This is a genomic window from Pararhizobium sp. DWP3-4 (assembly GCF_049898205.1).
Taxonomy (GTDB): domain Bacteria; phylum Pseudomonadota; class Alphaproteobacteria; order Rhizobiales; family Rhizobiaceae; genus Pararhizobium.
This window is the reverse complement of record NZ_JAFCXF010000006.1, coordinates 101,068-113,720: the sequence shown is the minus strand read 5'-3', so window position 1 is coordinate 113,720 and position 12,653 is coordinate 101,068. Positions and strand designations below refer to the sequence as shown.

Annotated in this window: 14 protein-coding genes; 7 read left to right on the top strand and 7 right to left on the bottom strand. The window is 61.4% G+C overall.

Annotation, left to right across the window (positions count from 1 at the left end; genetic code table 11):
* Positions 1-346 precede the first annotated feature (346 nt).
* The gene (locus tag ACP7E6_RS16670) at positions 347-1,537 is read left to right on the top strand and encodes a TCR/Tet family MFS transporter (RefSeq protein WP_426230875.1); all 1,191 of its coding nucleotides are present in this window, start codon (positions 347-349) and stop codon (positions 1,535-1,537) included.
* A 59-nt stretch (positions 1,538-1,596) separates the two neighbouring features.
* Here ACP7E6_RS16670 and ACP7E6_RS16665 read toward each other — a convergent pair whose 3' ends face one another.
* Both ACP7E6_RS16665 and ACP7E6_RS16660 read right to left on the bottom strand, forming a co-directional pair.
* Complete coding sequence (locus ACP7E6_RS16665; protein ID WP_426230874.1) at positions 1,597-1,755, bottom strand: hypothetical protein; 159 nt, start codon at positions 1,753-1,755, stop codon at positions 1,597-1,599.
* Between the two features lie 623 nt (positions 1,756-2,378).
* A complete protein-coding gene (locus ACP7E6_RS16660) occupies positions 2,379-2,738 on the bottom strand; it encodes a nuclear transport factor 2 family protein (protein WP_426230873.1) in 360 nt (119 codons plus the stop codon).
* A gap of 150 nt (positions 2,739-2,888) precedes the next feature.
* On the opposite strand from ACP7E6_RS16660, the gene ACP7E6_RS16655 reads away from it, so the two are divergent.
* The gene (locus tag ACP7E6_RS16655; RefSeq protein ID WP_426230872.1) at positions 2,889-3,506 is read left to right on the top strand and encodes a hypothetical protein; all 618 of its coding nucleotides are present in this window, start codon (positions 2,889-2,891) and stop codon (positions 3,504-3,506) included.
* Here ACP7E6_RS16655 and ACP7E6_RS16650 read toward each other — a convergent pair.
* Together ACP7E6_RS16650 and ACP7E6_RS16645 are read right to left on the bottom strand one after the other, a co-directional pair.
* Positions 3,503-3,946 (bottom strand): GNAT family N-acetyltransferase, encoded by a 444-nt coding sequence (locus tag ACP7E6_RS16650; RefSeq protein WP_426230871.1) that lies wholly within the window; start codon positions 3,944-3,946, stop codon positions 3,503-3,505. The genes ACP7E6_RS16655 and ACP7E6_RS16650 overlap by 4 nt on opposite strands.
* A 19-nt stretch (positions 3,947-3,965) precedes the next feature.
* Positions 3,966-4,916: an aldo/keto reductase gene (locus ACP7E6_RS16645; RefSeq protein WP_426230870.1), complete on the bottom strand. Its 951-nt coding sequence runs from the start codon at positions 4,914-4,916 to the stop codon at positions 3,966-3,968.
* Between the two features lie 174 nt (positions 4,917-5,090).
* Here ACP7E6_RS16645 and ACP7E6_RS16640 point away from each other — a divergent pair, with 174 nt between their 5' ends.
* Positions 5,091-6,077, top strand: a complete 987-nt coding sequence (locus ACP7E6_RS16640) for a Gfo/Idh/MocA family protein (protein WP_426230869.1) — start codon at positions 5,091-5,093, stop codon at positions 6,075-6,077.
* Positions 6,078-6,153: 76 nt separating this feature from the next.
* On the opposite strand, the gene ACP7E6_RS16635 is transcribed toward ACP7E6_RS16640, so the two are convergent.
* Positions 6,154-6,375: a hypothetical protein gene (locus ACP7E6_RS16635; RefSeq protein ID WP_426230868.1), complete on the bottom strand. Its 222-nt coding sequence runs from the start codon at positions 6,373-6,375 to the stop codon at positions 6,154-6,156.
* 196 nt (positions 6,376-6,571) lie between these two features.
* Between ACP7E6_RS16635 and xseA the strand changes: the two genes are divergently transcribed.
* The 4 genes from xseA to ACP7E6_RS16615 all read left to right on the top strand — a co-directional run bounded on the left by xseA (position 6,572) and on the right by ACP7E6_RS16615 (position 10,051).
* Positions 6,572-8,164 (top strand): exodeoxyribonuclease VII large subunit, encoded by a 1,593-nt coding sequence (xseA, locus tag ACP7E6_RS16630; RefSeq protein WP_426230867.1) that lies wholly within the window; start codon positions 6,572-6,574, stop codon positions 8,162-8,164.
* A 1-nt stretch (position 8,165) separates the two neighbouring features.
* The gene (locus ACP7E6_RS16625) at positions 8,166-8,756 is read left to right on the top strand and encodes an NAD(P)H-dependent oxidoreductase (protein ID WP_426230866.1); all 591 of its coding nucleotides are present in this window, start codon (positions 8,166-8,168) and stop codon (positions 8,754-8,756) included.
* A gap of 83 nt (positions 8,757-8,839) precedes the next feature.
* Positions 8,840-9,190: a MarR family winged helix-turn-helix transcriptional regulator gene (locus tag ACP7E6_RS16620; protein WP_426230865.1), complete on the top strand. Its 351-nt coding sequence runs from the start codon at positions 8,840-8,842 to the stop codon at positions 9,188-9,190.
* Positions 9,191-9,196: 6 nt separating this feature from the next.
* The gene (locus ACP7E6_RS16615) at positions 9,197-10,051 is read left to right on the top strand and encodes an NlpC/P60 family protein (protein WP_426230864.1); all 855 of its coding nucleotides are present in this window, start codon (positions 9,197-9,199) and stop codon (positions 10,049-10,051) included.
* Here ACP7E6_RS16615 and ACP7E6_RS16610 read toward each other — a convergent pair whose 3' ends face one another.
* Together ACP7E6_RS16610 and ACP7E6_RS16605 are read right to left on the bottom strand one after the other, a co-directional pair.
* Positions 10,052-11,011, bottom strand: coding sequence for a 2-hydroxyacid dehydrogenase (locus ACP7E6_RS16610; protein ID WP_426230863.1), 960 nt, complete (start codon positions 11,009-11,011; stop codon positions 10,052-10,054). It abuts the gene before it with no gap.
* A gap of 11 nt (positions 11,012-11,022) precedes the next feature.
* Positions 11,023-12,651: an ABC transporter ATP-binding protein gene (locus ACP7E6_RS16605; protein WP_426230862.1), complete on the bottom strand. Its 1,629-nt coding sequence runs from the start codon at positions 12,649-12,651 to the stop codon at positions 11,023-11,025.
* Positions 12,652-12,653: the final 2 nt, after the last annotated feature.

The window sequence follows — 12,653 nt, the reverse complement described above, 5'->3', positions numbered from 1 at the left end:
TAAGAGTGATCAGCGACATGATAGGGCACTGCCATAGTCCAAGGGCCACCTCCAAGGCGGATTCTGACACACCTCTCTGCCACCGCCAAAAACGAACTTGTCGCACGCCATCGCCGGGTGTAAATAACCGCCATCGCGAAAAGCGACCGCTTCCCTTGAGCCGCCCATTGGCGGAGTAAACAGGTGGACGAATTGTCGTCCAGGTGGTCAAGCACACGCCATCCCTGCGTATTCGGCGGGATCGGCCAGCGTTCCCCTGAAACCACTGCCTGACGTTCGTCAGGCCTCATCGCACGTCATCGTGTGCCTCTCGGCGCCCGCATGTCTGCGTCGATCGGATCGCGCCATGAACAGGCCCCTACTTGTCATTTTTACCGCCATTGTCCTCGATGCCGTCGGCATCGGTCTCATTTTCCCCATTCTGCCCTCCCTGCTACAGGAGGTCACTCACACCCAGAACGTCGCGCCCTATATCGGCACGATGACCGCGCTTTATGCGGTGATGCAGTTTATCTTTGCCCCGGTTCTCGGCGCTCTCAGCGATCGTATCGGCCGCCGGCCCGTGCTGCTGATTTCGCTTGGCGGTGCGGCCATCAACTATCTCTTTCTGGCTTTCGCATCCAATCTCTGGATGCTGCTTATCGGCCGCGCCATCGCCGGCCTCACCAGCGCCAACATCGCCGTGGCGATGGCCTATATCACCGACATCTCTGCCGAGGACCAACGCGCCCGGCGCTTTGGTCTGTTCAACGCCATGTTCGGCATCGGCTTCATCATCGGCCCCGTTCTCGGTGGCGTCCTTGGCGATCATTGGCTGCGGCTGCCGTTCATCGCAGCCGCGCTGCTCAACGGCTGCAATCTGCTTCTGGCCTACTTCATCCTGCCGGAATCCCGCCCGCCAACACGCGAGACACTGGATCTGGGCGCACTCAATCCGTTGCGCCCCTTGCGCTGGGTCTTCTCGATGAAGAACGTGCTGCCCGTCATCCTGATCTTTTTCATCTTCAGCGCCACCGGCGAGGCCTATGGCACCTGCTGGGCGCTGTGGGGCAACGATGCCTTTCATTGGAACGGTCTGTGGATCGGCCTGTCCCTCGGTGCCTTCGGCATCTGCCAGACGCTCGCCCAGGCATTCCTGCCGGGTCCGGCCGTAAAACTTCTCGGCGAACGGACAGCTATTCTGGCCGGGGTCATCGGCACCTGCATTGCCCTCATCGTCATGGCATTCGCCACGGAAAGCTGGATGATCTTCGCGATCATGCCGGTGTTTGCGCTTGGCGGTATCGGCGTGCCAGCGCTGCAGGCGCTCGCGACCCGGCAGGTCGACGAGCGTAGCCAAGGCCAGTTCCAGGGCGTGCTGGCCTCGGTTGTCAGCCTTGCCTCGATCGCGGCACCACTGGTTTTCTCAAGCGTCTACTTCGTTTTCCGGCAACAATGGCCCGGCGCGATCTGGCTATCGGTCGTCGCCGTCTACGCGATCGGCATGCTTTTGGTGCTTGGCCTGCGATTGAAGCCCCGGGCGGCAATAGCACCATAAGGCCGTCGCTCTCCGCAACAGATTGGAAGCAGATCCTGACGGGGATACGCGGCAGTCCATCAAGACGGACTGCGCGCTGGAAAACCGGTGTGGTTGACGTTCATACCGCTGAAATATTTCATGTTTCCAGCCTCATAGAATGAGCGGCCGGAGCCACGCGACCCGACCGCGAGCTTTTTTTCATCCCCGCAAATCCCCGCGATCAGAACCTGTGTCATCATCATCGCGTCCTGTCATCGGCGAGACCGCTAGGCGTAGCGGTGAGACAGGGCCGGTGCCGGGCGGAGGACAGACGTAAGCCTTTGTCCGGTGGATGGTCAGAAAGTGGTTTCCCTCCCGTCTGCAAAATGGCGGGGCGTGCCTGTGAGGCACACATGAGGACCGGCGAGCGGTATTGCGACAGCAGTATCTTTCCTGGCGCGGCGGCAACGTCAGCGTCACCCCGTATCAAAAGGGCGCCGTCATCCCCGCAGAGAAACCGGAGTTGCCCATCGTCGAACACTGAACGGGGCGCTGGAAGGCGTCATATACCTTACTTTGTCCCGGCACTTTCCAGCGCCCCGGCCAAGTCAACCGAACCAGCAGACCCACGGCGGATTTCCGGGCGTGGTTATAGACCGTTGAGGAAAGCGGCGATCTCCCTCTTCTCCCCCCGCGGGGAGAAGAGAGAACTCTACCTCCCCCTTGAGGGGGGAGGTCGCCGCAGCGCGGCGGGTGGGGGTGACCACGGCGAGCGCCATAATCAATTGTGCACGCCGCAGATCACCCCACCCCGGAGCTTTGCTCCGACCCTCCCCCTCAAGGGGAGGGTAAAACCGCAACAACCTTTGGCGAACAGACTTTACCGGTGCAGATGAAACAGCTTGTTGACGATCACCCAGCGGCCGTCGATCTTCAGCAGCGACAGGTAGTCGGAAAACCGCATGCCGGCGAATTCGTCGGCGACCTTGACGAAGGCGGCGTCGCCCTCGATGTCGGTGATCTCGATATCCATCAGCGGCTGGGTTCCGGGAGGGGCCGGCGGTTCGGCGAGGGTGGCGGCGATGAAATCGTCGCGGGACATCCACTCGACGGCGCCCTGATAATGGCCGATGATCTTGGCATCCGGATGGAAAGCCTTGCGCAGCGCCGCTTCGTTGCAAAACGCCATGCCATCGACATAGAGGTGAACGACTGCGCCTATTGCCTGCTCGTCGGACATGTTTCTCTCCCTTGCTGACCGCTTGATCCTAGCACGAAGGCGCGGTCGAATGAAGGCGAGACGGCGGATCGTCCAAGACTTGGCGCACGGAAAACGGGTGGCTCGCCCTGCCTCTCCGGCATAGGCTTTACCAAAACCAAGGAGCATCGGATGAAAAAGCCGGGATCGATGAAAGCACTGGAGGATATGGGCCGGGCGCGGCTGTCGGAGAATTTCTTCCTGCGCGATTTTCTGCATTCGGAAATCGCCGACTTCTACGGCATGCAAAATATTCCCGACGATCCACAACTGGCAATCGCTGCCGGCACAAAACTCTGCGAGGAACTTCTGGAGCCGTTGCAACGGACATTCGGGCGGCTGCACATCCGCTCCGGCTACCGGTCGCGTTCGGTCAACGAGTTCGGCAACAGCAACAAGCTCAACTGCTCGACCAATGCGGCAACGGCCGCCGATCATATCTGGGACATGCGCGATGGCGATGGCTGCATGGGCGCCACGGCCTGCATCGTCATTCCCTGGGTCTGGGACCGGCGCGCGACCATGGGCGGCTGGCAGTCGCTGGCCTGGTGGATCCACGATCACCTGCCCTATGCCTCGCTCTGCTTCTTCCCAAAGCTCTGGGCCGTCAACATTCAATGGCATGAACGGCCGGTCCGGCGCATCCGCAGCTATATCGCGCCGGCGGGGCTTCTGACCAAGGCGGGCATGGCCAATCATTCCGGCAGCCATGCCGAATTCTACGAGGGCTTCCCAAGCCTCAAAGGTTAAAAACTCAACCGGTAGCGCACGTGGCCGTCGGCTTCGGTATAGTGATCGTAGAGTTTTCGCGCCGTCTCGTTGCCTTCGTCGGTGTGCCAGTACAGGCGCGCCCAGCCGTTGATTTTGGCCCTGGCGACGAGATCGTCGAGCAGCGCCTTGCCGATGCCCCGTCCACGGGCCGCCTCGTCAAGAAACAGATCCTCCAGATAGCAGACCGGCTCCTTGACCCAGGTTGCCTCATGCAAAAGGCAAATGGCGAAGCCGACCACCCGGCCATCCAGAACGGCAACCCGCATGAACAGCGGCGTCGCCGGGTCGATGATCCGCCCCCAGGTGGCGGCGGTCACCTCCTGCGATACGGCGACCTTGTAGAAGGTCACATAAGCCGCCCAGAGCTTGCGCCAATCGGTCTCGTCACCTGCTTCCGCATCGCGGATCTCAACACTCATGGTCCACCTCCCCTTGCGCTTATTCGCTGGCTTCGTTGAGCAGCCGGACGGCTTCGTCGGAAAGGGTGATCGCGGCCGATTTCGCCAGGCTTTCAAGCTGCTTCAGGCTGGTGGCGCTGGCGATCGGTGCCGTTACGCCCTTGCGCGCCATGATCCAGGCCAGGGCAATTTCCGCCTGCGTATTGCCAGTATCGGCCGCCACTTCGTCCAGCGCTCCGAGAATGCGCATGCCGCGCCCGTCGAGATATTTGCCGACGCCGCTGCCGCGCGCCGAGCCTTCGAGGTCCTTGTGCGAGCGATATTTGCCCGACAGGAAGCCACGCGCCAAGCCGAAGTAGCTGATGACGCCGATCTCCTCGGCGATGCAGAGGTTGCGGAGCGGCCCGTCGAAGGACGCCCGGTCATAAAGATTATATTCCGGCTGCAGCACATCATAGCGCGGCAGATTCTGATTGGCTGAAACATCAAGTGCTGCGCGCAACTGCTCGGCATTCAGATTGGAAGCGCCGGCATGGCGGATCTTGCCCTGCTGCAGGAGCTTGTCATAGGCGCCCAGCGTTTCCTCGTACGGTGTCTCATCATCCGGCCAATGGGAAAGATAGACATCGATATGATCGGTCTGGAGCCGGCGAAGCGAATCCTCCACCGCCTGCATGATCCACTTGGCCGAAAGGCCCTTTTTGCCCGGCCCCAGGTCAGAGCCGACCTTGGTGATGATGACGGCTTCGTCCCGGGCACGGCCCGACTGCTTCAACCATTTGCCGATGATCGTCTCGGATTCGCCGCCCACATTGCCGGGAACCCAGGACGAATAGACATCTGCGGTATCGATCGCATTGAAGCCCGCATCGAAAAAGGCGTCGAGCAATTGGAAGGAGGTTTTTTCATCGGCGGTCCAGCCGAAGACATTGCCGCCGAAAACCAGCGGCGCGATCGGCAGGCCCGTGCGGCCAAGGGTTCGCTTTTGCATGGGGTCGCTCCAGATTGTTTGGGGTCATCGCTTGGGAGGCGTGAAGTCTGCACCATGGACATAGGCGGGGTACAGCGCTTTTACATGCGCGGTCGTATTTTTATTCCGGCGCGGGCCGCTTGATAGGCACGTACCTCGGGGATACTGTGCCGCCAAAATTGGAGAGGACACATCATGTTGCGTTTCGGTATTCTGTCGACGGCCAAGATCGGCCGCGAACTCGTTGTTCCAGCCATTCAGGACGCTGAAAACTGCGTCGTGACGGCGATTGCCAGCCGCGACCTGTCCAGGGCGCGCGAGATGGCCGATCGCTTTTCCGTGCCGCATGCCTTCGGCTCCTATGAGGAAATGCTCGCTTCCGACCTGATCGACGCCGTCTATATTCCGCTGCCGACCTCGCAGCATGTCGAATGGACGATCAAGGCTGCCAACGCCGGAAAACACGTGCTCTGCGAAAAGCCGATGGCGCTCAACGCATCGGAAATCGACGCCGTGATCGAGGCGCGCGACCGCAACAAGGTTCTGGTGTCGGAAGCCTATATGGTCACCTACAGCCCGGTCTGGCGCAAGGTCCGCTCGCTGCTGGCCGAGGGTGCGATCGGTAAGTTGCGGCATGTGCAGGGCGCCTTCACCTATTACAACCGCGACGCCGGCAACATGCGCAACATGCCGGAGCTCGGCGGCGGCGGGCTGCCGGATATCGGCGTCTATCCGACGATCTCGACCCGTTTCGTCACCGGCAAAGAGCCTATCCGGGTTCAGGCAAGTACGGATCGCGATCCGGAATTCGGCACCGACATGTATTCGAGCGTACGGGCCGATTTCGGCGATTTCGAGCTGAGTTTTTACATCTCCACCCAGCTCGCCGCCCGCCAGATCATGGTGTTCCACGGCGAAAAGGGTTTCATCGAGGTCAAATCCCCCTTCAACGCCGACCGTTACGGCGCCGAAGAACTGGAACTGACCAACCAGAATCACTCGCAGTCGCAGCTTTTCCGTTTCCAGGACGCCCGCCAGTACAAGCTGGAGGCAGAAGCCTTTTCGCGCGCTGCGAAGGGCGAAGCGGAAGAAGTCGTGACGCTGGAGAGCTCGGTCAACAACCAGAAACTGATCGACGCCATCTACCGCGCCGGCGAGAAGGATGGCTGGGAACCGGTCTGAACTGCTTCACACCAAACAGAAACCCGCCGAAAACAGCGCGGCGGGTTCACACCACCGGCATCCCGGATCGCGATATCTATGCCTCGGAGTGCAGCGCCGCGACCAGCGCGATCAGAAATGTCGCCCCCATGCCGGCATTATACGCCAGGATCGCCAGCCCGAGTGCGAGCAGCGACACATTCCCCAGCGAACAGATCGCCGCGAGAGCAAAAGCGATGATGATCAGCCACGGCGTCGTGCAATAACAAATCAGCGAGCGCGTGCCCGCCGCCAACAATCCGATTGCAAATGCGGTCAAGATTATCATCCGACCCTCCCGCCATAACCACGATGCGGCGAGACTGCGCCGGGGGCGCTAAAATTGACTTAAATTTCAACGTGTCCGGCGCCATGCGCCCAGTTTGGACAGCATGAAACCGCAGGTATGGTGAAAGCTTTGTTGAGAGCAGTACCAAAGGCTGGCCATCCGCCGCCGGGCACGGCAAAATAGCCGGATGAGCTCGTTCTTCGAATCCGATTCGCCCTCCAATCTCGCCGAGTATTCGGTGTCCGAACTGTCCGGCTCCATCAAGCGCACGGTCGAGCAGGCCTTTGACCAAGTGCGGGTGCGGGGCGAGATTTCCGGCTATCGCGGCCCGCATTCTTCGGGTCACGCCTATTTTTCCCTGAAGGACGACAAGGCGCGCATCGATGCCGTGATCTGGAAAGGCACGATGAGCCGGCTGAAGTTCCGGCCCGAAGAGGGCATGGAAGTGATCGCCACCGGCAAGGTGACGACGTTCCCCGGATCCTCCAAATACCAGATTGTCATTGAAACGCTGGAGCCAGCTGGTGCTGGCGCGCTGATGGCGCTGATCGAGGAGCGTAAGCGCAAGCTCGGCGCTGAGGGATTGTTCGATCCATCGCGCAAACGGCTGCTGCCTTATATGCCAAAAGTCATCGGCGTCATTACCTCGCCGACCGGTGCCGTCATCCGCGATATCCTGCACCGCATTGCCGACCGCTTTCCAGTCCACGTTATCGTCTGGCCGGTGCGGGTGCAGGGCGAAGGCTCCGGCAATGAGGTGGCGGCGGCGATCGAGGGCTTCAATGCCTTTACGGCTGGTGGCCCGATCGCCCGGCCCGACCTTTTGATCGTGGCGCGCGGTGGCGGCAGCCTGGAGGATCTCTGGAGTTTTAACGACGAAGCCGTGGTGCGGGCGGCGGCCAATTCGCAGATTCCGCTGATCTCCGCCGTCGGCCACGAGACGGACTGGACCTTGATCGACTACGCCAGCGACCAGAGGGCGCCGACGCCGACAGGGGCTGCGGAAATGGCCGTACCGGTGAAGGCTGATCTGGAGGCTGTTACCTCAGCACTGTCTGCACGGCTGAAATCTGCTGTCGGGCGGCAGATGGACAATCGCCGCCAGAGCGTTCGGGCGCTGACCCGCGCCCTGCCCTCGCTCGACCAGTTGCTGGCTCTGCCCCGCCGCCGTTTCGACGAGGCATCGGCGGGATTGGGCCGCGGGTTGCAGATGAACACCGCCAACAAGCGGCGGAGCTTCGAGCGCACTGCGGCGCACCTGAGGCCGGACGTTCTCTCGAACCGGATCAACGAACGGCGCCAAAAGCTTGGCGAGCGGATGATCCGTGCCGAGCGTATCGTCGAGCGGTTGCTGCAGCGCTCTGCCTCGCGGGTATCCTCCGCCGATGTTGCGCTCCGCACCCTGCCCGCCCGTTTACTGAGCCAGATTCACCGGTCTCAGGATCGGCTGACCGGTCTTTCCGGCAGGGCCGACAGCGCGCTTCTGGCCGACCTGCGGCGGCGGCGCAGTGCGGTGACGGCGCATGACCGCATCCTGCAATCGCTATCCTATCGCAACGTCCTGAAGCGCGGCTATGCGCTGGTGCGGGACGAAACCGGAACTCCGGTGAAGGGCGCTGCGGCTTTGTCGCTCAACCAGACGATCGCCATCGAATTCGCCGATGGTTCAATCAACGCACTGACGACAGAGGGCGGCGCTAATCCGCCGCCACAGCCGGCAAAGAAACGCGCCGACAAGCCGGCGGACGCAGCACCGTCCAAACAGGGCAGCCTGTTCTAGGATGCGCATTCTCCTCGTTCTCGCCCATCCGCTCGCCGACAGCTTTGCCGCAGGCGTTGCCGCCACTGCGAAGGCAGCACTTGAGAAGGGCGGCCATAGCGTCGATCTGCTGGATCTCTACCGTGAAGGCTTCGATCCGCGCCTGCAGGAAGAAGAACGGTGCGGTTATTTCGACACGCCCTATGACACTACGGGCGTCGACGATATCGTCGCACGGCTACGGGCCGCCGATGGGCTGATCCTGGTCTTTCCGCAATGGTGGTTCAATTTTCCGGCGATCCTCAAGGGCTTCTTCGACCGGGTCTTTGCACCGGGCGTCGCCTTCGACCACGAACAGTACGGCGGCCGTATCCTTCCGCGCCTGACGAACATCAGGCTGTTCTGGGCGCTGACGACCACAGGCTCGCCCTGGTGGGTCGTCAAGCTCTACATGGGCAACCCGGTGCGGCGCCTCTTGAAACGCGGGATTGCGGCGTTCTGCGCCAAGGACGTCAAATTCCGGATGATCTCGCTGCACGATATGGACCGGGTGAAGCCAGCGCAGCGCGCCGCCCATCTGGCAAAAATTGAAAAGGCTCTGGAACGGATATGAAATCCGGGCAGGCAGACGGAAAAGAAACGGTTCCGTAACGGTCTGACAGCTAACATACCGGCTGATTGAAGCGAGGGCGTCCGATGCCGGTGGAATTATCAGCTTCGCAGGCTTTGAACCTCTGGCACAGAGTTTCGCTTGAACAGGTGCGGATCGACAAGCGCGACCTGACGCTCCGGCAAATCTCCATCCTGCTGCATATCTACCTCGTTCCGCCGCCGCATACGGTGCGTGGGCTGGCCGGAATTCTGGGTGTCACCAAGCCTGTCATCACCCGTGCGCTCGACACGATGGGCGATCTCGGCCTTGTGACCCGGGCCCGTGACGAACGTGACAAACGCAACGTGATCATCAAGCGCACGGTCGATGGTGCGCTTTATCTTGAAAAACTTGGCGATCTGATCATTGATCAGGGACGCAAACTGTCTATTTGAGAAACCATGCTTGATCTTCCAGACCGCCGGCTGAACGCCTACCGCACCGACCTTGCCGAGGAACGCCTGCGCGGCGTCGTCGAGGCTCCAAACTATGTCAGCGGCACTGCAGGAATCATCTGCGTCCCCGTTGTCCAGATGCGGGCGCGCCCAGAACTGGAATGCGGCACGGATACGGAGCTTTTACTCGGCGAAACCGTCCGTGTTTTCGATACGGATGCCGGCTGGGCCTGGGTGAAGTCCGATTTCGACGGTTATGTCGGCTATATCCCGGACTACGCCGTTTCGCCTGTCGTGCGCAGCCTGACCCATATCGTCACCGCGCCGCGTACCTTCATCTATTCGGGGCCGGACCTGAAATTCCCGACCGTGCAGGCGCTGTCGATGGGCAACCGTATTGCCGTCATCGACGAGCGCGAAACACGCGGTACACGCTATTTCCTGCTGGAAGGCGGGCAGGCGGTGATTGCCAACCACTGCGCCGAGGTCGGCCAGCCGCTTTCCGGCGATTATGTCGCCATTGCCGAGCGGTTTCTCGAAACCCCCTATCTCTGGGGCGGGCGCTCCGGCTTCGGCATCGACTGCTCCGGCCTCGTTCAGCTGTCGATGATGATGGTTGGCCGCGCTGCGCCGCGCGACACCGACATGCAGGCCAGGGACCTCGGCACTGAGATCGACCGCAGCGAACTCACGCGCGGCGACCTGGTGTTCTGGAAGGGCCATGTGGCGATCATGGAAGACGAGAGGACGCTGCTGCATGCCAACGGCCATACGATGACCGTTTCGCATGAGGGGCTTGAAGAATCGATCCAGCGGATCGGCTGGCTCTATAACAAGCCGACAGGCTTCCGCCGGCCCTGATCAATAGCCGGCTTTGCGATCCACCAGATGCTCCAGCGGCAGGCCGCTCTCGAAGCGGTCCATCTGTTGCTCGGCATGGACAAACAGCGCCTTGACGTCTGACGACGCCGCCACATGCGGCGTGACATAGACATTGCCCATATCCCAGAACGGGCTGTCACTGTCCAACGGCTCCTGCTCGAACACATCGAGCGAAGCGCCGCCAAGAACGCCCGACTTGATCGCAGCGATGATATCCGCGCTCACCTGACTGCCGCCACGGCCGCCATTGATCACGACCGGGGCGCCGAAAGGCCCCTTTCGGCTGAGCTTTGAAAACAGAGAGGCGTTCAGGATGCCCTTGGTCTCTGCCGTCAACGGCAGCAGGCTGACGAGGAAATCGGTCTTTGCCAGAAAGGCATCCAGCGCATTGCCGTCAAAGGTTTCGACGCCATCGATTGTCTTTTTCGAGCGCGACCAGCCGATCGTCTTGAAGCCCATGACGCCGAGTTTGCGGATGGCATCCTGACCGAGAATGCCGAGGCCCATGACGCCGACGGTGACATCGGCCGCTTCCGGCTGGCTGAGATCCTCCCAGAGATGTGCCTTGGCCCGCGCCTCGTAGGCCCGCTGCTGGCGCAGGTGCATGAGGCAGTTCATGACCACCCATTCGCTCATCCGTGTCGTCAGGCTTCGGTCCACAAAGCGGACCAGCGGTACATCCGGCAGGCCTGGAAGAGTCAGGACGTGATCGACGCCGGCACCGCCGGAAAACACCACCTTTAAATCCGGCGCTCGGGAAAACAGGTCGGGATCTGATTTCCAGACGACGGCATAATCGATGCCGGAAAGATCGCGGCCGTTGTGGGCAGGGTTGGCGAGATTGAGGACCTCGCGCCCCAGGAACGCACCCTTCAGGCCGTCCTCCACTTCGCGCGGAATGAACTTCAGATCGACGATGACGGGGCTTTTCGCGGGCATAACAACAGACTCTATTGGCGGACGGCGGGCACATCGACCGCTTCCATATTGAAGGCAGCAGCCATCAGCGCCTTGGTATAATCTTCCCGCGGCGCCGTGAAGATGCGCTCGGAAGGGCCCTGCTCGACCACCTTGCCGAGCCGCATGACAATCATGTCGTTGGCAAGGGCGCGGACGACTTTCAGGTCGTGGCTGATGAAGAGATAGGCCAGCGAATGCTTCGCCTGCAGGTCACGCAAGAGATCGACCACCTGCGCCTGAACGCTCATATCCAGAGCCGACGTCGGCTCGTCGAGCATGACGAATTGGGGTTTCAGCACCATAGCGCGGGCAATGGCGACACGCTGGCGCTGGCCGCCGGAGAATTCATGCGGGTAGCGCCACCGCGTCGCCGCATCGAGACCGACTTCTTCCAGTGCTGCCGCCACGCGTGCGTCACGCTCCTTCTCGGAAAGGCTGGGCTCATGCACTTTCAGTCCTTCGGCGATGATGTCGCTGATGGCCATGCGCGGGCTGAGCGAACCAAAGGGATCCTGGAAAACGATCTGCATGCGGTTGCGCAAGGGGCGCATCTGCTTGAACGAATAGCCGGCTATCTCGTTGCCGATAAAGCTGATCCGCCCCTTCGACGAGATCAGACGCGTCAGCGCCAGGCCAAGCGTCGTCTTGCCCGAACCGGATTCGCCGACGACGCCGAGCGTCTGGCCGGCACGCAGCGTCAGGTCGATGCCATCGACCGCCTTCACATGATCGACCACCTTGCGCAGGAAGCCGGCCTTGATCGGGAACCAGACCTTCATGTCTTGCGCCTGCATCACCACCGGTTTCGACGTGTCGGAAACGGGTGGCACGCCCTTGGGCTCGGAGGCCAGCAGATGGCGGGTATAGGCATGCTGCGGATTGGCGAAAATCTCTGCGGTGGGGCCGGTTTCGACGATCTTGCCCTTGGTCATGACGCAGACCCGGTCGGCGATCTTGCGGACGATGCCGAGGTCATGGGTGATGAACAGCATCGACATGCCGTGATCATCCTTGAGCTTTTTCAGAAGCTCGAGGATCTGCGCCTGCACCGTTACGTCGAGTGCCGTGGTTGGCTCGTCGGCTATCAGCAGTTCCGGCCGGTTGGCGAGCGCCATGGCAATCATGACGCGCTGGCGCTGGCCGCCGGACAGTTCGTGTGGATAGGCGGCAAGCCGCTTTTCCGGCTCGCGTATGCCGACCTGATTGAGCAGTTCCAGCACGCGGGTCCGCGCCGCGGCGCCGGTGATCCCCTGGTGAAGATCGAGGATTTCGGCGATCTGCCGCTCGATCGAATGCAGCGGGTTGAGCGAGGTCATCGGCTCCTGAAAGATCATCGTGATGTCGTTGCCGCGCACCTGGCGCAGTTCGGCATCCGAGGCCGTCATCAGGTCCTTGCCGTTGAAGAGGATTTCGCCGCTCGGATGGCTGGCGGCGGGATAGGGCAGAAGCTTCAGGATCGAATTGGCCGAGACCGATTTTCCCGAGCCGGATTCACCCACCAGCGCCACCACTTCGCCGCGCTTGATATCGAAGGAAATGCCGTCCACTGCCGTCGATGTCCTGCCGCCCTGGTGAAAGGCGACCGAGAGATTGCGCACGGAAAGGAGTGTGTCTGTCATCG

Coding starts and splice junctions, on each gene's coding strand:
- ACP7E6_RS16605 (WP_426230862.1), bottom strand. CDS start 12,651: ATGACAGACACACTCCTTTCCGTGCGCAATCTCTCGGTCGCCTTTCAC.
- ACP7E6_RS16650 (WP_426230871.1), bottom strand. CDS start 3,946: ATGAGTGTTGAGATCCGCGATGCGGAAGCAGGTGACGAGACCGATTGG.
- ACP7E6_RS16670 (WP_426230875.1), top strand. CDS start 347: ATGAACAGGCCCCTACTTGTCATTTTTACCGCCATTGTCCTCGATGCC.
- ACP7E6_RS16620 (WP_426230865.1), top strand. CDS start 8,840: ATGCCGGTGGAATTATCAGCTTCGCAGGCTTTGAACCTCTGGCACAGA.
- ACP7E6_RS16640 (WP_426230869.1), top strand. CDS start 5,091: ATGTTGCGTTTCGGTATTCTGTCGACGGCCAAGATCGGCCGCGAACTC.
- ACP7E6_RS16655 (WP_426230872.1), top strand. CDS start 2,889: ATGAAAAAGCCGGGATCGATGAAAGCACTGGAGGATATGGGCCGGGCG.
- ACP7E6_RS16615 (WP_426230864.1), top strand. CDS start 9,197: ATGCTTGATCTTCCAGACCGCCGGCTGAACGCCTACCGCACCGACCTT.
- ACP7E6_RS16625 (WP_426230866.1), top strand. CDS start 8,166: ATGCGCATTCTCCTCGTTCTCGCCCATCCGCTCGCCGACAGCTTTGCC.
- xseA (WP_426230867.1), top strand. CDS start 6,572: ATGAGCTCGTTCTTCGAATCCGATTCGCCCTCCAATCTCGCCGAGTAT.
- ACP7E6_RS16665 (WP_426230874.1), bottom strand. CDS start 1,755: ATGACACAGGTTCTGATCGCGGGGATTTGCGGGGATGAAAAAAAGCTC.
- ACP7E6_RS16610 (WP_426230863.1), bottom strand. CDS start 11,011: ATGCCCGCGAAAAGCCCCGTCATCGTCGATCTGAAGTTCATTCCGCGC.
- ACP7E6_RS16645 (WP_426230870.1), bottom strand. CDS start 4,916: ATGCAAAAGCGAACCCTTGGCCGCACGGGCCTGCCGATCGCGCCGCTG.
- ACP7E6_RS16660 (WP_426230873.1), bottom strand. CDS start 2,738: ATGTCCGACGAGCAGGCAATAGGCGCAGTCGTTCACCTCTATGTCGAT.